22 protein-coding genes are annotated in these 18,575 nt (G+C 34.3%); 12 read left to right on the top strand and 10 right to left on the bottom strand.

What is annotated here, in order from left to right:
• The first annotated feature begins 23 nt into the window (after positions 1–23).
• From LO744_RS00780 to LO744_RS00820, 9 genes are all read left to right on the top strand, one after another.
• On the top strand, positions 24–554 hold the full coding sequence (locus LO744_RS00780) for an RNA methyltransferase (RefSeq protein WP_230666422.1): 531 nt from the start codon (positions 24–26) through the stop codon (positions 552–554).
• 185 nt (positions 555–739) lie between these two features.
• Positions 740–1,390, top strand: a complete 651-nt coding sequence (locus LO744_RS00785; RefSeq protein ID WP_230666424.1) for a CBS domain-containing protein — start codon at positions 740–742, stop codon at positions 1,388–1,390.
• Between the two features lies 1 nt (position 1,391).
• Positions 1,392–2,258 (top strand): NAD kinase, encoded by an 867-nt coding sequence (locus LO744_RS00790; RefSeq protein ID WP_230666426.1) that lies wholly within the window; start codon positions 1,392–1,394, stop codon positions 2,256–2,258.
• Between the two features lie 69 nt (positions 2,259–2,327).
• Positions 2,328–3,398, top strand: coding sequence for a class II fructose-bisphosphate aldolase (gene fbaA / locus LO744_RS00795; protein ID WP_230666428.1), 1,071 nt, complete (start codon positions 2,328–2,330; stop codon positions 3,396–3,398).
• A 92-nt stretch (positions 3,399–3,490) separates the two neighbouring features.
• Complete coding sequence (gene accD / locus LO744_RS00800; RefSeq protein WP_230666430.1) at positions 3,491–4,345, top strand: acetyl-CoA carboxylase, carboxyltransferase subunit beta; 855 nt, start codon at positions 3,491–3,493, stop codon at positions 4,343–4,345.
• 117 nt (positions 4,346–4,462) lie between these two features.
• Entirely contained in the window at positions 4,463–4,975 is a 513-nt protein-coding gene (locus LO744_RS00805) for a DUF6973 domain-containing protein (protein ID WP_230666432.1), read from the top strand.
• 183 nt (positions 4,976–5,158) lie between these two features.
• Positions 5,159–6,562: a nucleoside recognition domain-containing protein gene (locus LO744_RS00810; RefSeq protein WP_230666434.1), complete on the top strand. Its 1,404-nt coding sequence runs from the start codon at positions 5,159–5,161 to the stop codon at positions 6,560–6,562.
• Positions 6,563–6,567: 5 nt separating this feature from the next.
• Positions 6,568–7,302, top strand: a complete 735-nt coding sequence (locus tag LO744_RS00815; RefSeq protein ID WP_230666436.1) for an ATP-grasp domain-containing protein — start codon at positions 6,568–6,570, stop codon at positions 7,300–7,302.
• A 14-nt stretch (positions 7,303–7,316) separates the two neighbouring features.
• A complete protein-coding gene (locus tag LO744_RS00820; protein WP_230666438.1) occupies positions 7,317–7,709 on the top strand; it encodes a hypothetical protein in 393 nt (130 codons plus the stop codon).
• A 15-nt stretch (positions 7,710–7,724) separates the two neighbouring features.
• Here the strand turns inward: LO744_RS00820 and LO744_RS00825 are convergent, their stop codons facing one another.
• From LO744_RS00825 to LO744_RS00840, 4 genes are all read right to left on the bottom strand, one after another.
• Positions 7,725–8,603 carry a ferric siderophore ABC transporter substrate-binding protein gene (locus LO744_RS00825; protein WP_230666440.1) on the bottom strand — a complete coding sequence of 293 codons (879 nt, stop codon included), beginning with the start codon at positions 8,601–8,603 and terminating at the stop codon, positions 7,725–7,727.
• 6 nt (positions 8,604–8,609) lie between these two features.
• A complete protein-coding gene (locus LO744_RS00830) occupies positions 8,610–9,005 on the bottom strand; it encodes an ExbD/TolR family protein (RefSeq protein WP_230666442.1) in 396 nt (131 codons plus the stop codon).
• A gap of 10 nt (positions 9,006–9,015) precedes the next feature.
• Positions 9,016–9,720 carry a MotA/TolQ/ExbB proton channel family protein gene (locus LO744_RS00835; RefSeq protein ID WP_230666444.1) on the bottom strand — a complete coding sequence of 235 codons (705 nt, stop codon included), beginning with the start codon at positions 9,718–9,720 and terminating at the stop codon, positions 9,016–9,018.
• 173 nt (positions 9,721–9,893) lie between these two features.
• Positions 9,894–10,355, bottom strand: a complete 462-nt coding sequence (locus LO744_RS00840) for a hypothetical protein (protein ID WP_230666446.1) — start codon at positions 10,353–10,355, stop codon at positions 9,894–9,896.
• A gap of 234 nt (positions 10,356–10,589) precedes the next feature.
• Here LO744_RS00840 and LO744_RS00845 point away from each other — a divergent pair, with 234 nt between their 5' ends.
• Together LO744_RS00845 and LO744_RS00850 are read left to right on the top strand one after the other, a co-directional pair.
• Positions 10,590–12,386 carry a DUF885 domain-containing protein gene (locus LO744_RS00845; protein WP_230666448.1) on the top strand — a complete coding sequence of 599 codons (1,797 nt, stop codon included), beginning with the start codon at positions 10,590–10,592 and terminating at the stop codon, positions 12,384–12,386.
• A gap of 89 nt (positions 12,387–12,475) precedes the next feature.
• Positions 12,476–12,928, top strand: a complete 453-nt coding sequence (locus tag LO744_RS00850; protein ID WP_230666450.1) for a DinB family protein — start codon at positions 12,476–12,478, stop codon at positions 12,926–12,928.
• Between the two features lie 90 nt (positions 12,929–13,018).
• Here LO744_RS00850 and LO744_RS00855 read toward each other — a convergent pair whose 3' ends face one another.
• On the bottom strand, positions 13,019–13,639 hold the full coding sequence (locus LO744_RS00855) for an endonuclease III domain-containing protein (RefSeq protein ID WP_230666452.1): 621 nt from the start codon (positions 13,637–13,639) through the stop codon (positions 13,019–13,021).
• A 33-nt stretch (positions 13,640–13,672) separates the two neighbouring features.
• On the opposite strand from LO744_RS00855, the gene bcp reads away from it, so the two are divergent.
• On the top strand, positions 13,673–14,122 hold the full coding sequence (gene bcp / locus LO744_RS00860; RefSeq protein WP_230666454.1) for a thioredoxin-dependent thiol peroxidase: 450 nt from the start codon (positions 13,673–13,675) through the stop codon (positions 14,120–14,122).
• Between the two features lie 89 nt (positions 14,123–14,211).
• Here bcp and LO744_RS00865 read toward each other — a convergent pair whose 3' ends face one another.
• From LO744_RS00865 to LO744_RS00885, 5 genes are read right to left on the bottom strand one after another with little or no spacing between them, the layout of a single operon-like run.
• A complete protein-coding gene (locus tag LO744_RS00865; RefSeq protein WP_230666456.1) occupies positions 14,212–14,751 on the bottom strand; it encodes a GNAT family N-acetyltransferase in 540 nt (179 codons plus the stop codon).
• Positions 14,714–15,382 (bottom strand): hypothetical protein, encoded by a 669-nt coding sequence (locus LO744_RS00870; RefSeq protein ID WP_230666458.1) that lies wholly within the window; start codon positions 15,380–15,382, stop codon positions 14,714–14,716. The genes LO744_RS00865 and LO744_RS00870 overlap by 38 nt, the downstream gene beginning before the upstream one ends.
• A gap of 33 nt (positions 15,383–15,415) precedes the next feature.
• A complete protein-coding gene (locus LO744_RS00875; protein WP_230666460.1) occupies positions 15,416–16,495 on the bottom strand; it encodes a mannose-1-phosphate guanylyltransferase in 1,080 nt (359 codons plus the stop codon).
• 2 nt (positions 16,496–16,497) lie between these two features.
• Positions 16,498–17,088, bottom strand: coding sequence for a SprT-like domain-containing protein (locus LO744_RS00880; RefSeq protein WP_230666462.1), 591 nt, complete (start codon positions 17,086–17,088; stop codon positions 16,498–16,500).
• Position 17,089: 1 nt separating this feature from the next.
• Positions 17,090–18,427: a TolC family protein gene (locus LO744_RS00885; RefSeq protein ID WP_230666464.1), complete on the bottom strand. Its 1,338-nt coding sequence runs from the start codon at positions 18,425–18,427 to the stop codon at positions 17,090–17,092.
• Between the last annotated feature and the right edge of the window lie 148 nt (positions 18,428–18,575).

An 18,575-nucleotide genomic window follows, 5' to 3' on the forward strand; every position in this document is an offset into this window, starting at 1 on the left:
TTGTAATAAGAAATAATATTATTTTGGTAAATAAATTAAAACTGGAAGAACTCAACAGAATAGATATAGAAACTTTTAAAAAAGTTGAAAAAATTCCGTTGGTAGTCGTTTTAGATAATATAAGAAGCATGCACAATGTAGGCGCAACTTTCAGAACGGCTGATGCTTTTTTGATTCAAAAAATTATTCTGTGTGGAATTACGCCTCAACCGCCACACCGAGAGATTCATAAAGCAGCCTTAGGAGCAACCGAAAGTGTAGACTGGTCGTATGAAACAGATATTAATATGGCCATTGATGATTTAAAAAGTCAAGGTTTTGAAGTTGTTGGAATCGAGCAAACAACAAACAGTCAAATGATTACAGATTTCAGCATCGACAAAACAAAAAAATATGCAGTTATTTTGGGTAATGAAGTAGAAGGAATAAGTGATGAAGCTTTGCAGAATATCGATTCATTTATTGAGATTCCGCAACTCGGAACAAAGCACTCTTTAAACGTAAGTGTATGCGGTGGAATCGTGATGTGGGAGTTTACAAAAGCCCTAAAATAAAAAAACTGCGTCTGTCTAAAAGACAGTGCAGTTTGAAATAAATCTAATAAAAAGTAAAAATGAAAGGCGACAAAGATACTTTTTTTTTCTTTACGAACAAATTTTAAAACTCGATTTTTTACTTTTTTGAAAAATAACTTCTATTTTAGAGAAAGGTTTCGTTTAAAATTTTATAAATTAGCACCATGTTTATCAAGGACTATATCTCAAAAGATTTTCCGTGTTTTCATCTGACTGACTCTATCGAATCAGCTAGAGTAACCTTAGAAGCATTTGGATATTCGCATATTTTCATCAAAAAATCTCACCACTTTTACGGAGCTATCGCTAAAGACTTCCTTTATGAGGAAGAAGGTGCTCTGAAAAATCTGGAACATCAGATTGAGCGGTTTGCGATTTTGGAAGATAATAATATCATGGATAGCATTCGTTTGTTTTATACATTCAATGCCAACGTGATTCCTGTGATTAATAAAAACGAAAAATATCTGGGCTACATTTGTTGTGATGATGTTTTTCAAACCTTTTCAAAATATCCTCTGTTTTCGGAAACCGGCGCTATTCTCACCATAGAAACTCCGGCAAGAAAATATTCGATGACAGAAATTGCCAATATCGTCGAGAGTAACAACTCTAAGTTTTACGGCGGATTTATCAGTTATATGTCAGACGAAGTGATTCACATCACCATTAAAATCAGCAACGAAAATTTAGCTTCAATTGATGCTACTTTTGACCGTTATGATTACAGAATTGTAGAAAAATACTATTCTGATGAGAAAACAGATCTTTTCAAAGACCGTTTAGGTTTTTTACAAAAATTTATCGAAATATAATATGAAGGCAGCCATATATTCTCAGAAAAAAGATCTTGATACTTTTTTATATTTAAGCAAATTTATTTCTGAATTGGAAAGCAGAGGTGTAAAATCTGTTTTGTTTGACGAAATGGTTGAAGCGCTTCAGTTTTCTAAAATTTTTGAAACTTTTGGCAATAAACAGGATCTTATTGATAAAGAAGTTGATCTTTTCTTCACTTTTGGTGGCGACGGAACGATTGTAAACTCTTTAACCTTTATTGAAGACCTTGAAATCCCTGTCGTGGGTGTCAACACCGGAAGACTCGGATTTTTGGCAAGTTTCACCAAAGAAGAAGCTTTCAAAGAACTAGATTCTATATTGAAAGGTGATGTGAAAACCAGCCGAAGATCAGTAATAGAAGTAGTTTCTCCAAAATCTGATGAATTTTTTCCGTATGCTTTAAATGATGTGACAATTTCTAGAAAAGAAACTACATCAATGGTGACGGTAGATTCTTATATTAATGATGAATTTTTAAACGTATTTTGGGGCGACGGCGTTATCGTTTCTACACCGACAGGTTCTACGGCCTACTCTTTAAGCTGTGGCGGACCTATTATTTCTCCCAATAACGAAAATTTTGTCATCACTCCTATTGCGCCACACAACTTGAATGTAAGACCTTTAGTAGTCAACGATAAGGTAGAAATTAAATTTAAAGTAGAAAGCAGGGTTCCGCAATATTCTCTTTCATTAGATTCAAGATTAATTCATATTGAAACCGATAAAGAAATAATCATAAAAAAAGCCAGCTTCCAGTTATTATTGGTGCAACCCAATAATTTAAGCTTTTACGAAACCATCCGTCAGAAGCTACTTTGGGGCCGAGATAAAAGAAATTAGTAATTTCTTTTATTTGATTACCTTTACAAGAATTTTAAAAAAATATCCTAATATTATAATAAAGTAAACATGAGTAGAATTTTCCCGGCAGGAGTTGCCACAGGTCAGTTAGTTACAGATATTTTTCAATATGCTAAAGAAAATAAATTTGCATTACCTGCAGTAAACGTTGTTGGTTCTAGCAACGTAAACGCAGTAATGGAAACTGCAGCAAAATTAAACTCACCTGTAATCATTCAGTTTTCTAACGGTGGAGCCTCTTTCAACGCTGGAAAAGGATTGAGCAATGATGCTCAGAGATCAGCTATTTTAGGTGGTATCGCTGGAGCTAAACACATTCATACCCTTGCTGAAGCTTACGGAGCTACAGTAATTTTACATACCGATCACGCAGCAAAAAAATTATTGCCTTGGATTGACGGTTTAATGGAGGCTAACGAAGAATTCTTCAAGCAAACAGGAAAATCTCTTTACTCTTCTCACATGCTTGATCTTTCTGAAGAATCTTTAGAAGAAAACTTAGAGATTTCTGCTGAATATTTTGAAAGAATGGCAAAACTTCAAATGACTTTAGAAGTTGAAATTGGAGTTACAGGAGGTGAAGAAGATGGTGTAGACAATTCTAGTGTAGACAACTCTTTATTGTACACTCAGCCAGAAGATATCGCTTACACTTACGAAAAACTGAAGGCTATCTCTGATAACTTTACCATTGCAGCAGCATTTGGAAACGTACACGGAGTTTACAAGCCAGGAAACGTAGTTCTTACTCCAAAAATCTTAGATAACTCTCAGAAATTTGTTCAGGAGAAATTCGGAACTGCAGAGAAACCAATTAATTTTGTATTCCACGGTGGTTCAGGTTCTAGTTTAGAAGAAATCAGAGAAGCAATTGATTATGGGGTAATTAAGATGAATATTGACACCGACCTTCAGTTCGCTTACTCAGAAGGAGTTAGAGATTACATGGTAGAAAATGTAGAATATCTAAGAACTCAAATCGGAAATCCTGAAGGAGAAGAAAAGCCTAACAAAAAATACTATGACCCAAGAGTTTGGATCAGAAAAGGTGAAGAAACTTTCTCTAAGAGATTGATTCAGGCATTTGAAGATTTAAATAACGTAAATACGCTTAAATAAATAAAACAAATTTGATATTTGAGATTTGAAATTTGAGGTTTAATGATGAATCTTAATTTCAAATCTCAAATCAATAATTTCAAATTAACAATATGGCATTCGACTGGTTTAAAAGAAAAGCACAAAATATTACCACTTCAACCGACGAGAAAAAAGATGTTCCAAAAGGACTTTGGCATCAGACTCCGTCAGGAAAAGTTGTGGAGCACGATGAACTAAAGAAAAACAATTATGTTTCTCCTGAAGACGATTTTCATGTAAGAATAGGAAGTGCAGAGTTTTTCGACATCCTTTTTGACGAAGGAAAATTCACTGAGCTTGATGCGAATGTTGAAAGTATAGACATCCTTAATTTTAAAGATACAAAATCTTACACCGACCGTCTAAAAGAAGTTAAGGCAAAGACAAAATTGACTGATTCTATCAGAAACGCAGTAGGGACCGTAAATGGAACTGAAATGGTAGTTTCTTGTATGGATTTTGCTTTCATCGGAGGATCTTTAGGTTCTGTGATGGGTGAAAAAATCAGAAGAGCAATTGATTATTGTATCGAAAAAAGACTTCCTTACATGATTATTTGCCAATCTGGTGGAGCAAGAATGCAGGAAGCAACGTACTCTTTGATGCAATTGGCTAAAGTACAATCTAAATTGGCTCAGCTTTCAGAAGCTGGACTTTTGTACATCGCCTATCTTTGTGACCCAACTTTTGGTGGAATTACCGCTTCATTTGCAATGACTGCAGATATCATCATGGCAGAACCAAGAGCATTAATCGGATTTGCAGGACCAAGAGTTATCCGTGAAACTATCGGTAGAGATTTACCAGAAGGTTTCCAAACTTCAGAGTTCTTGAAAGAAAAAGGTTTTGTAGACTTTATTGTAAAAAGAACTGAAATTAAAGAAGTTGTTTCTAAAACAGTGAATTTATTAGCCGTAAAAGCTTAAGTTTTAAACTAAAAAACATATCATCTCTCTCAATTTGGGAGAGATTTTTATTTAAATAATGGCAATAATTTATTTTTAAAAGCCAAAAGCAATAAGCTACCTGCCAGCAGCCAAATTATGAGGACATTTAAAGTGATTTTAAGCACCATCACATCTATGAGTTTAAAGAAAATATTTAAACTCTTATCTGCTGTGTTGCCCCATCCTCTTTTTTCTATTTTAAGTTTCTATGCAACGGTAAAAGCCTTTTCTATAGCACAGAAACTCTATCCTAAAACAGCCTCCAAAAACGGCGAAGGAAACGCTTTCAGGCATTCTCTTTGGTGTTGTTCGATTATGATGTACTGCTGTAAAGTTTCATCTCCAGAAAAAGCATTAGATTTCTGCAAAAAAATCACAGACCTTCACGAAGAATTATTTCCGAATGAGCCTTTGGAAACCAAAATGGATCTTCACAATAACAAAATAGGAATGGATTATTTCATGGAAATTTTACCGGGAATCCACCGCCAGTTTTTCGAAAAAAGCTTTTTTATTAAAGAATTACAAAAGAAAACTGCCAATGCTAAAATTCTGAAGAGTCTGAATGATAATTTTGAAGGAGAATTGGTTTATTTGGATGAAAAGTAATTCAAACACTTAAGTATTTTTAAGCTTTAATAGCTATAATTAAAGTTCACTTTGATTTTCCATTCTAATGTGTTCTAAATTTCAATCATTCAACTCCTAAATCTAAATTGTTCTAATGAATTAAATTAGAGCTTTGTCGTTTAATTTTTTTTTAACTAAGTTTAAACAATTAATTTAATCTAAATGGTTCTCAGCAGAATTTGGTCAGCTTTCATCATCATTGCCATTACTATTGCAAGTATAAAATACATCTCATCAAGCCACTACAAAACCATTTTCAACGATATGGTAGTTGGAAAAGGCGGTGATACGGTGCAGATTGCAACACAAAAAACCAACAGCCTCTCTCCTATTATTCGAGACAGTTTGATGAAAAAAAATGATTTTGCAGACCGTAGAATTCATTATAAAACAGATTCTTTAAAACAAAATGTACAGGTTTATCGAGTTCAGGAAGCAGACGGCGTCATTGGAACTTCTGAAACTGCCGTTAAAATCTGCCTTGGTTTAATTGGAATTATGACCTTATTCATGGGCTTCATGAGTATTGCCGAAAAAGCAGGAGGAATCAATCTTTTAAGCCGATTGATACAGCCATTTTTTTCAAAATTATTTCCTGAAATTCCGAAAAACCATCCTGCGTTTGGTCATATGCTGATGAATTTTAGTGCCAATCTTTTAGGTTTAGACAATGCTGCAACCCCTTTTGGACTAAAAGCGATGGAAAGTTTACAAACTTTGAATCCAAATAAAGATACCGCAAGCAATTCACAAATCATGTTCCTGTGTCTTCACGCTGGGGGAATGACTCTAATTCCGGTTTCGATTATTGCCATCAGAGCTTCAATGGGCTCAAAAACACCGACTGATATTTTCTTACCTTGTATGATTGCGACATTTGCAGCCACTTTAGCAGCCATGATTTTCGTTTCATTATACCAAAAAATAAATTTATTAAAACCTGTAGTTCTTGCTTACGTGGGTGGAATTTCAGCCTTGATAGCACTTTTGGTCGTTTATTTAGTACAATTGAGCAAGAATGAACTGGATGATTTCAGCAAAGTTTTAAGCAATGGTTTAATTTTATTTATTTTCATTGCCATTGTTTTAGGAGCTGTTTATAAAAAAATTAATGTCTTTGATGCATTTATTGAAGGGGCAAAAGAGGGTTTCTGGACCTGTGTAAAAATTATCCCTTATTTGGTAGGAATGCTAATTGCAATTTCTTTACTAAGAACTTCAGGCGTTTTCGACGTTCTTATCGATGGAATGAAATGGGTTGCCAATGTTGCCCATTTAGACTCACGCTTTGTAGACGGCCTTCCGACGGCATTAATCAAACCTTTATCAGGTTCTGGAGCAAGAGGAATGATGGTTGACACAATGGCTACCTTTGGAGCAGACAGTTTCCAGGGTAAATTGGCAGCAGTTCTTCAGGGAAGCTCAGACACGACGTTTTACGTAATTGCAGTTTATTTCGGAGCAGTAGCTGTAAAGAATACAAGATATACCGTAATTGCTATGCTTTTGGCTGATTTGGTGGGTGTGATTACCGCAATTGGATTGGCGTATTTGTTTTTTGCTTAAATATTATGAAAGCGTATATTCAAACTGAAAAAAGCGGCGAGTTTTATAATGTCAACGCATTTATAGCCTATGAAGGATTTAAGAAATTTGGATTTGAAATTAAAAAATTTGTTGATGTTGATGAAATTTCAGATAAAAATCCAGAAAATATAATTGTTGGCGGAATTGGAAATGTCAGAAGACGTTTGCAAAATTTAAATATTATTCGCCAAAATAAAGAAATAGACTATCCCGAAGAATTAAAGCCTTTTTTAAAAAGACAAATTTGGAGCTCAACTATTAATGAAATATTCAATAAAAAAGAATGGAATATTTTCATTAAACCTCAAATAGAAACAAAACTATTTGCAGGGAAAGTGATTAAAAATGAAATGGATTTTTTAGGTTTAATCGATAATGAAAGAGACACTCTAATATGGTGCTCAGAGCTTGTAAATTTCAAGACGGAATGGAGATGTTTTATTAGATATAAGGAGATTTTAGACATCCGAAGATATAAAGGTGATTGGGATACTAAAATTGATATCGAGCTGGTAAAAGATGCAATTAGCCAATTTACACTCCAGCCTAATTCATATGCTTTAGATTTTGGTATAGATGAAAATGGAGAAATTTTCTTAGTAGAAGTTAATGATGGACATTCTCTTGGAACTTATGGGATTTCTTCAGCTGATTATGCAAAATTTCTTTCGGCGAGGTGGAGCGAATTAACACAAACAGAAGATTATTTAAACTTTTAATATTTCATAAAAAAATGATTACAGATAAAGAATTCACATTAAGACTAATACGTCAGTTAACTCAAGCATTAGAAAAACTGATTTTAGACAAGCCTGAAGAAAGTTTAATGCAGAAAGAACTCGATTTTGATTCTTTAATGAAAGATATTTTTAAAATTGACTTTCAAGAACTTTCGGCAAAACCAAAAGAAAAGGTGATTGAAATCGTAAAAGAAAGACAGGAAAGAGACCACAAAGATTATTACGAGATGCTTGGAAATCTTTTCTATTACAACGGGAAAGTTCTGAACAATAATGACTTTTTAGACAAATCAAAAACATTCTACGAGCTCTATTTACAGACAAGCGGAATTTTTGCACTTCCGATTATCAACAGAATAAATGACATAAAAAAAGCACTTGAATAAAGTGCTTTTGTATTTTTAGAAGGTGATGTTGTAAGTTCCGGAGGATGATACGCTGGCTTTTTCAGCTTTCACATATTTCTTAACCCATGCTACCGATGTGGAAACGATGCAAGGATCTGAAATGCCTCTGGAGCGCTTCGCAGAAGTAATGTTTCCGGCTTTATCAACAACGTAGTCTATTGTGATAGAGCCACTTGCCGTACAATTATGACTTGGTTGAACACCTCCTCTGTTATAAGTTCCTGGAATATAATCTGTAAGCTTTCTGTCTATCCCGATTTTGCTGTTGCCATTTCCGTCACCACCTAATGGATCACCTTTATTTCCGATACCTTCACCCGCTCCTTGGCTTCCGGCTTTTGTTCCACGGCCTTTAATTAGGTTTCCGATAGCTGCAGTTCCTTTTCCGTCACCATTTCTTGTTTTAGAATTGGCTGTTGTTGCAGAACCTTTTGTGCTTTTCGTCGTCGAGCTTGCCGTTGATTTTTTATCAATTTTTGAATCTTCTTTTTTCGGAGCAGTAACTTTGGTATTCGTTCCTGTAATAATTTTGTCTTTAACCTCCGTTTTTTTTGATTCAGGTTTTGGATCGGGAACAATAACCGTTTTAGGCTCAGAAACAACACTTTCAGTCGGCTCTGGAGCAGTTTCTATAGCCTTTGCAGCCAAACTACCTTCTTGGTTCGCCGGTTCTTCAATTCCGGCTCCATTTCGGTTATCTCCAAAGTTAACGAGCATGGTAGTAATCACCTCAGGTTCTTTTTCCCGCTCAGTAGGTTCCATTTTATAAATGAAAACGAATAACAAAATAGCAGACCAAATAAGGATAGAAAGTACTGCACTTTTTATCTTATCTTTATTTTCTTCGGCCCTATTTATCGTATACCCTCTCATTTTTGATTATTCTTTAACTGTTGCAATCGCAATATTAAATTTATATTTTTCTGCAATTTCCATTAAGAAAACCACGTCTTTGTGCATGGTGCTTTCATCTGCTCTTATGGTAAATGACTTTGCCGATTTGCTCTGAAGATCTGCAACGATTGTTTGCTCTACCAATTCTCGACTTACAGGTTTATCATCAATAAAATACGATCCGTCTGGTTTTACACTTACCGTCATCGGATTCGGAATATTATTGTCTATACTTCCTGTTTGTGGAAGTTTTACATCAATTGCACTCTGATTAGCCGCTGAAGAGGTAATCATAAAGAAAATCAACATCAGCAAGATAACGTCTGTCATTGCTGCTAAGCTGAATTCCGGATGCGCTTTATTTCTTCTCTGAATTTTCATCTGTTAGAAATTATAAAGGTTTATTGATAATATCTAAAAATTCTCCTGAAACATTCTGACTTCTCAAAACGAACTTATCAATTCTTGTCAGCAAAATATTGTAGAAAAAGTTTGCCGGAATTGCCACTGCCAAACCAACAGCTGTTTGCCCAAGAGCGGTATAAATACCTTCAGACAACGTTTTCGGTGAAAAAGCACCTTCAGCATGTGATAAATCAAAGAACGCAATAATCATCCCGATTACCGTTCCCAAAAGCCCCAACATCGGTGCAATACTTGGTACAACCGCTAAAAGATTCAGGTTTTTTTCCATATTGGCAACCTCAATCTGCGCCTGAGATTCCATCGCGCTTACTATATCAGAAACCGGCCTTCCCAATCTTGAAATTCCTTTTTCTAAAATTCTAGATTCTGGTGAATTCTGTGTTTTGCAATAATCTGCTGCAGCTTCTATTTTTCCATCTCGAATAAAGTCTTCAATGTTATTCATAAAATTAGAATCTGTTTTTGAAGTCATTCTTTTAATAAAGAAAAATCTTTCAAAAAATAGATAAACAGAGAAAACTCCTAATAGCAAAACAGTTACCATCACTATTTTAGCGAAGATACCACCATGAAAAAGGATATTCCAAAAAGAAAATTCAAGCTTTTCTACAGGTATAGTAGGTACAGCGACCTGTGCAAATAAAATCTGAGTAAGTTCTGTTAGCAGCATTAATTGATTATTTTATAATGGTTTTTAAACGACAAAAATAACGGAATATTATTAATACTTATCTTAAAATAAGCTTAAAAAACACATTCCAAATCTAATAATGTCTTAAAAAGCAAATTTCTTTCCAAAAAAATATTTGAAAAGAAATTTGTCGTTTATATTTTGAGCAGCGATTAGTCTTCGCCGACCTCTATTTCATCTTGCTTAAATTCGCATTTCAGTCTGAAAGAAATTGGGGTATCAGAACCCGTGTAGAAATCATCAATCGTTCCTTTCCAAATGACCAGAAGCTCATCTGCATCGTTTTTCTCAAAACAAAGTTCGTTATCATAAATGAAGGCATCTTCATCATCAAACAGATTGACCTCGGTATACACCTCATCATCTGAATCGTTGATTTCGAATGTTTTTCCTTCAATTTCTGAAGAATCTATAGGAAAATCAATGATCTCCAGAGAAAGCTGAGGAAAATTATACTGCAGAGAATCATCATCTACATGATCTAAGCCGTCATCTGTAACGACTTCCACTTCCAGAAAGTGTTTTTGATTACTATAAACAGCCTTGCAATAAGAGCTTTTTATATTGTATTTTAGTGTTTCGTCTGGATGGTAAATTTTTAAAATCCCTTTCATTATTTCTTAAAAAAGAGCTGTAATACTATGATTGTTAAATGCTTTAGGCAAAGATAAAAAAATGTACGAATCTGAAAAATATTTTGAAAATTATTTTTATTAAAATCTTTATTTAAGCCAAATTTAATGACAATATTGGCTATTTTTGTTATCTATTCAATTCCATAAAATGCTGAAACAAATTTTTTAACAACCATTGCATTCTGTGTGACCAATAAAGAATAAAGATTATCCATGAAAAATATTTTATTTAAAACCATTGTCGGTATCGGCATAGCAGTAAGCATTTCATCATGCAAAAAATCAGATTCACCATTAACGAAAGTTACGCCTACCAATATAGATTCTATTGCGTCTAATTATTACGAGCAATATCTAAAACTTTATCCTTTAGAAGCTACTTCACAAGGAGATTTGAGGTACAATGACCAACTTCCGATTAATATTGACAAAGATTTTATTTTGGGTGAAATTGCCTTTTATAATTCTATTCAGAAACAACTTGAAAATGTAGACTACAAAAGCCTTTCAGATGAAGACAAAGTAGTCTATGATGTATTGATTTTTACGTTGAAAGATAAAATTGAAGCTTACGAATATCATCCCGAATACATTCCTTTCAGCCAGTTTACAGGGTTACCTTTGAACTTTCCGTTATATGGAAGCGGACAGGGAAGCCAGCCGTTCAACACAGAAAAAGATTACGAAGACTGGTTAAAAAGAATGGAAAAATTTCCTGTATGGATGAATGCTGCAGCAGATAATTTCCGTGAGGGAATGAATAACAAGATAGTTCTTCCAAGAAAGTTAGTGGTAAAAATGATTCCTCAAATGAGAGCAGAAGAAATTATCACTCCAGATTTTGAAAAGAATATTTTCTATGGTCCCGTAAAAAACTTCCCGAAAAGTTTCAGCAAAGAGCAAAAGGAGAAACTGACCAACCTATATAAAGATGCTATTACAAAAAATATCATCCCTGCTTATACGAAAATGGGTGAATTTTTAGAGAAAGAATATTTACCAAAAGCTAGAGAAACAGACGGATACAACAGCTTACCTAAAGGAGATAATATCTACAAATATTACGCTAAAAGCTGGACAACCACCAATAAAACACCTGAAGAAATTAATAAAATTGGTCTACAGCAGGTTGCTATGCTTCGTGGTGAAATGGAAAAAGTGAAACAACAAGTCGGTTTTAAAGGAACACTTGAAGAGTTTATTAATTCTGTAAAAACAGATTCTAAAGCGATGCCTTATAAAACCTCAAAAGAAGTTTTGGATGGTTTCAACGGAATTTTAGCTAAAATAACTCCGAAGTTGAAAACGATGTTTAGTGTAACGCCAAAGACTAAATTTGAAATCAGACAGACCGAAAAATTCAGAGAAGCGAGCGCAAGTGCAGAATATATCCAGGGAACTCCCGACGGAAAAAGACCGGGAATTTTCTATATGCCACTTCCCGACCCTTCAAAATTCAACGTTACTTCAGGAATGGAATCTCTATTTTTACACGAAGCGATTCCAGGACATCACTATCAGGTTTCTCTACAACAGGAAAATACAAAACTTCCTAAGTTTATGAGATTCGGCTGGTTTGGAGCTTATGGTGAAGGTTGGGCGCATTATTGTGAAACTTTAGGCCCAGAATTCGGATTATATACAGACCCTTACCAAAAAATGGGCTATTTGAGCGACCAAATGCTTCGTGCTGTTCGTTTGGTAGTTGACACCGGAATTCACACCGGAAAAATGACGAGAGAAGAAGCAATCACCTATTTTTTAAATAATATTGCCTACGATGAAGCTGGAGCAACTGCAGAAGTTGAGCGATACATGGCAATGCCAGGACAGGCTTTAGGGTATAAAATTGGTTCTTTAAGAATAAGAGAATTGAGGGAAAAGTATCAGAAAGAATTGGGCGATAAATTTAATCTGGCAAAGTTCCATGATGAAGTTTTGAGCCAAGGTTGTCTTCCTTTAGATGTTTTGAATAGAAAGATGGAGCTTTGGGCGACGAAGCAGAAGTAAAAAATATAAAACTGAGACGGTTTGCTTACAAAGCAGACCGTCTTTTTAATTATTGAAGATTATCTTTTCATTAAAATTTAAATGTAATTATGACAGAAAGTATAAAATCATTGTTTACAAGAGATTTAAATCAATTAAAAAAAGAAATAGAAGCCTATCAAAACGAAGAAACCATCTGGGAAATTGATAAAAACATTTTAAATTCTGCAGGAAACTTGTCGCTTCATTTAGTTGGAAACATCAATCATTTTATAGGAGCAACTTTGGGAAATACTGGTTATATCAGAAACCGAGAGCTTGAATTTTCATTAAAAAACATTCCAAGAACCGAATTGATTCAACAAATTGAAAAAACCATTGAGGTTGTGCACTCTTCACTTGACAAGGTTTCTGATGAAGATTTAAAAAAAGACTATCCTATTGAAGCTTTAGGATATCCAATGACCACAGAGTATTTTCTGATTCACTTGTTTGGGCATTTAGGATATCATTTGGGACAGATTAATTATCATAGAAGGTTGTTGGATGTGGTATTGGAATAAATTATTGTAGGAAACCACCCGTCAAAAAATCGAAGATTTTTCGCTACCCCTCCAATGGAGGGGAATTTCAAGAGGGATAAACGTATTTGATTACTTCTCAAACATCATTTTAGTGATGAAATCTTTCTCTCCTTTTCCTCTTGCCGGGGAGTATTCTCTTCCATAAAAAATAATCTGTAAGTGAAGTTTATTCCAAAACTCTTCTTTCCATAATTTTTTGGCATCTTTTTCCGTTTCTACTACATTTTTCCCGGAAGTGAGCTTCCATTGCGTCATTAATCTGTGAATGTGTGTATCGACCGGAAAAGCAGGAAATCCGAAGCCTTGGCTCATGACTACAGAAGCTGTTTTATGCCCTACTCCTGCCAATTCTTCAAGTTCTTCATAGGTTTGAGGGACAACTCCATCATGTTTTTCCAAAAGTTGCTCTGCCATTTTTTTCAGATTCTTAGCTTTTGTATTCGAAAGTCCGATTTCTTTGATGAGTTCTTTAATTTCAAAATCCTTCAGTTTTGCCATTCTCTGTGGTGTTCCTGCTACCGCAAAAAGCTCTGGAGTTACCTCATTTACCTTCTTATCGGTAGTTTGCGCTGAAAGTGCAACAGCAACCATTAGCGTATAAACATCTGTATGGTCTAAAAAAATAGGAACAACAGGATATAATTTTTCCAATTCTTCCTGAACGAGTGTAGCTCTTTGCTTTTTTGTCATTTAACCATTAAATTTGAACAAAAATAAATCATTATGTTGAAAGTTGGAGACAAACTACCACAATTTGAAGGAATAAATCAGGACGGAGAAACCATTAATTCTGAAAAATTGCTTGGAAAAAAATTAGTCATTTTCTTTTATCCTCAAGCCAGCACTCCGACTTGTACTGTTGAAGCGTGTAATTTAAGCGATAATTATTCGGAATTGGAAAAAGCAGGATTTCAACTTTTGGGAATTAGTGGAGATTCTGTAAAAAAACAGAAAAACTTCCACAGCAAGTTTTCTTTTCCTTACGATTTAATGGCAGATGAAAACCGTGATGTTATTGAGAAATTTGGCGTTTGGAAGGAGAAAAAAACGTTTGGTAAAACCTATATGGGAATCGTGAGAACCACTTTTATTTTCGATGAAAATGGAATTTGCACACGAGTAATTGAAAAAGTAACTTCTAAAACGGCGGCGGCGCAGATTTTGGAGGGATAAGTCTTAAACACGAATTGCACGAATGTTTTCACTAATTTCACAAATATCTTGTGCTAATTCGTGAAAACATTTGTGATTTTAGTGTTTAGCTATTCTGTTTCGTAATACATCAACTCTTCCGGGTCATTTGGGATTGTCACCATTTTTTGGAATTTTAATCCTAATCTTTCAATTAATTTTTGAGACGAAAAATTGTCTTTTGAAGTGATTGCCGAAATTTTATGTAACCCAAACTCTTCCATTCCTAGAGTTTTTAATTTCTGAGCAGCTTCAAACATCAAACCTTTACCTTCATATTCTTCAAGGATAGAAAACCCAATATCTACAACATCCAAGCCTTCTCTTTCAAAGATTCCCACACTTCCGATTTTAGTTTTATTTTCTTTTAAAAGAATAATAAAATTACCAAAACCTAATTTTTCTATTTGCGGTAAAAATTTAGATTTAATGTAATTTTCGGCATCAGAAAGAGAATTGATATTTTTATTCCCAATAAACTTTATAAAATTAGGCATATTATAAAGCTGAAAAATAATATCAGCATCATCTACAGAAACAGGACGAATCAAAACTCTTTCTGTTTCGTAGAAATTATTTTCTTTTTTTGGCAGGTTGCTTTTTAGGCTCATTTTTAGGTTCTTCTTTCTTTTCTATTTTTAAAAGACGTGGGTTATTTGTACAGTTTTTAGTATAAACTTCGATGTAAGTTCCGTTATCTTTAATATCTGAAATTACCCCCGTAGATTTATTGACCGTTAATGTAAAATGTGTTTTCTGATAAGGACATTCTTTTGAAGTAATCTTTCCTAGATTAAGATAATAATTGGTTTTATCTTCGTTGTAATTGGCTGCAATATCTACGAATTGCTCATCGATAAAATAGCCTTCTAAAACAGCCGACAACGCAGCTTCTTCAACATTGTCAATCTTTCCGATAAACTCTTTTAATTCCTTTAAATCAGTTAAATAACTTATCTTTCCTCCTACAGAAGAAACAATATAATAAAAACTTTCTTGTCCCGGCCTGAAATTAAATCCCACAAATTGAGGAAGATAATCCTGTTTGGTTCCTGAGACTTTTACTTCTTTATTTTTGCCATAGCTGTTATTAACCAATACCCAAAAATCAACTTTGCTATTGGGAATAATTTTGCCCAAAACACTATCAATATTTGAGAATTTCTTCTTTTCCTGAGAAAAAACAGAGATTCCCAAAAAGAAAAAAATAAAAAGAAAAGTAAAAGTTGTAATTTTTTTCATAGCTTGAAATGCGGACAGAAACTATGCCAATAGTTACATAAATTTCTCTCCTTTTTTAAGGCTTTTTAAATCTAAAACGTATTCTTTAATGTGCTGATCGTGCTCTCTCGGGCAAATTAGCAATACTTTATCTGTATCTACAACGATAAAATCTTTCAAACCGTCTATTACAACTGCTTTATTGTTTTTCACATGAACAATATTCCCTGTAGAATTGTAGGTAAGCACCGTTTTGATATTGACTGCATTTTCATTTTGGTCTCTATCGCTGTTTTCGAAAACTGAAGTCCATGTTCCAAGGTCACTCCAGCCTAAATCAGCAGGAATTACATGTACATTTTTAGCTTTTTCTAAAATCCCGTTATCTATTGATATTTTCTGAATTTTAGGATAAATAAGTTCTATACAGCTTAGTTCAGCTTCAGCATTGTATTCACAAGCTGTAAACTGCTGAGTCATTTCCGGAAGAAACGTTTCAAAAGCTTTATGAATAGATCTTACATTCCATATAAAAATTCCGGCATTCCAAAGGAAATCTCCACTTTCAAGGAAGCTTTTAGCAATTTCAAGAATCGGTTTTTCGGTGAATGTTTTAACTTTATAATAGTCTGAATCTTTTTTATCAACAAACTGAATATATCCATAACCCGTATCTGGTCTTGTCGGTGTAATCCCTAAAGTCACCAAATAATCATGAGTTGATGCAATATTAAATGCCAATTCTACTTTCTCTAAAAAGACATCTTCTTTTAAGATTAAATGATCTGCAGGAAGCACAATCATCGTAGCATTGGGATTAATTTCAGCAATCTTATTTGCCATGTACAGATTACAAGCTGCGGTATTTTTCATCAGAGGCTCTCCTACCACATTCTCCTCAGGAATTTCTGGTAACTGCTGATGAGAAAGCGCTACATACTCTTTGTTGGTTATTACAAATATATTTTCGTTAGGAATAGCTTTACTGATTCTGTCATACGTCTGCTGAATCATGGTACGGCCAGTTCCTAGAATATCCTGAAATTGTTTGGGGAATTTTTGTGTGCTCAGAGGCCAGAATCTACTACCGATTCCTCCTGCCATAATCACACAGTATTTATCTGATTTTAACATATTTAACTGCATTTTTTCACCCTGGCCAAAGGTTTGAAAGAATATTTTCGTCCCGTAACCAAATTCACACAAAGATAGTTTTTTTTAATAAGACCTTCCAACAAATACTTTTCGCTTCGATAGATGAAATTTTCGCCCTTATAAAGCTTTTCTACATAAACCTCATCATCATCTTGATTTTCAATATGAAAATATTTTACCAAATCTGGGCTTGCCATAAAATTGGCTTTTGGAGATTGCGAAAATTTAATAATAATGGGTTTTAAATCTTCTTCATAAACACCTACACTTTCCAAAAGCATTTGCCTGAAGGTATGTTTCCATTCGGTACCGTGAGGAGCAATTCTCCTTCCGAATTTCTCGAAAGCAATAAGATGAGCCAACTCATGGGTTAATACAAAAAAGAAAAGTTGCGGAGCTAAAGTAGAATTGATGGTAATTTCGTGCGAATGATCACGTAATTTCCGGTAATCCCCAAGCTTCGAATTTCGATTTCTAGTAACTTTTATGTGAATAGAATAATCTGAAAACCATTTCCTTAAATACAAAAGTGTATTTTGAGGTAAATATTTTTCTAAAGACTGAATAGACATGTTACAAAGTTAGCGGAATCCCTGAATAGAACCTCAATAATTTAAGACTGAAAAGATAATTAAATTTTGCCTGTTCCACAGAACCTTGCGCATTGGCATAATTGTTTCGGGCAATATTCAAATCATAAATTGTCGTACGGCCTGCTGTGTAACTTTTGTCTGCAAAATCCATCGCCAACTTGGTGCTTTTTGCAGCTTCTTCTGCCGCAAGATATATTTCATAGTTAGCATCTGCATCAAACTGAGCTTGCTGTACACTTTGTCTTAACGTTTGTTTTTGTTGGTCTAAGGTAGTTTTAGCAATATTTTCATTAATTTTTGACTGCTCTACCTGAAGTTTTGTAATCCCTTTATTGAAAATCGGGATATTTAGACTCACTCCACCTTGTTGCCCAAAGTTATCCTTGTACTGCTGGAAAAAACCAGGCTCTTTTGCGGCATTTCCAAATTCATCATACCTTTTATTCAATAAATTCCTATAAAAAGTTCCAACTCCTACACTCGCAGTAAGGGTTGGCCAGAAAGACGTTTTGGTGACTTCTGTCTGAGCTTCCGCCGATTTTATTCTTATTTGCGCAGCTTTTATCTGTGGTTGACTTTCGTAAGCGATATTTAGCACATCATCTACAGAAATTAACTGAGGAGTCAATTTATCCTCAACTTCCACATCTTCCACGTCAAAATCTTTGTAATCTTTTAACTGAAGTAACTGTGCCAAAGCAAACAAACTTCTTCCAACATTAATTTCTGCCGTTTTTAAATTTTGCTTTTCTCTTGCCCAAGCTGCTTCTGCTTCCGCCATAATCGTTTGAGCCGTAGTTCCTACTTCAGTCGTTATTTTTGCTCTGTCATACTGCTTTTTTGCATTTTCTGTGGCACTTTGAGAAATTTTCACAATTTCCTTGTTCAGTAAAGTCGTTAAATATTGCTGAGCAATCTGAAGCGAGATATCATTTTTAATGTTTTCAATATCATACTGACTTGCTTCTACATCAAACTGAGATTTTCTGATTGTTTTTTCAAGCCTTCCATTATTGTAAATTAAAATATCAGCTCCAATGTTTGCCGAATTACTGAATTGATCGTTTCGGATACTTGTCGTTCCTAAAGAAGCTTGTCCGAAACTCACATTATTTCCCATGCTTGCGCTTACAGAAGGAAGATAGTTTTTTTGAGAAATTTTAAGATTAGAATCCTGAATCTGTTTTGAATATTCATTCTGTATCACCTGAAGATTGTGCTTTACCGCATAGTCTACACATTCACGCAAAGACCATTTCTGCTGAGCATTTAATCCCGCAAAGGCTAATCCCAAAACAATCGTCAAAACTTTTTTCATAAGGAAATATTTTATTTTTTTTCAAATGGAGTAGCTATCTTTAAGAGCATTTTTCTACGAGAAAGTCTTTAAACAACGATTCCTTGGTTGGCTTTTTTAGCATTAGACGCTAAGATTACAAAAAAGTTACAGATTTAGAAAATTATTG

The organism is Chryseobacterium turcicum (assembly GCF_021010565.1).
GTDB lineage: Bacteria > Bacteroidota > Bacteroidia > Flavobacteriales > Weeksellaceae > Chryseobacterium > Chryseobacterium turcicum.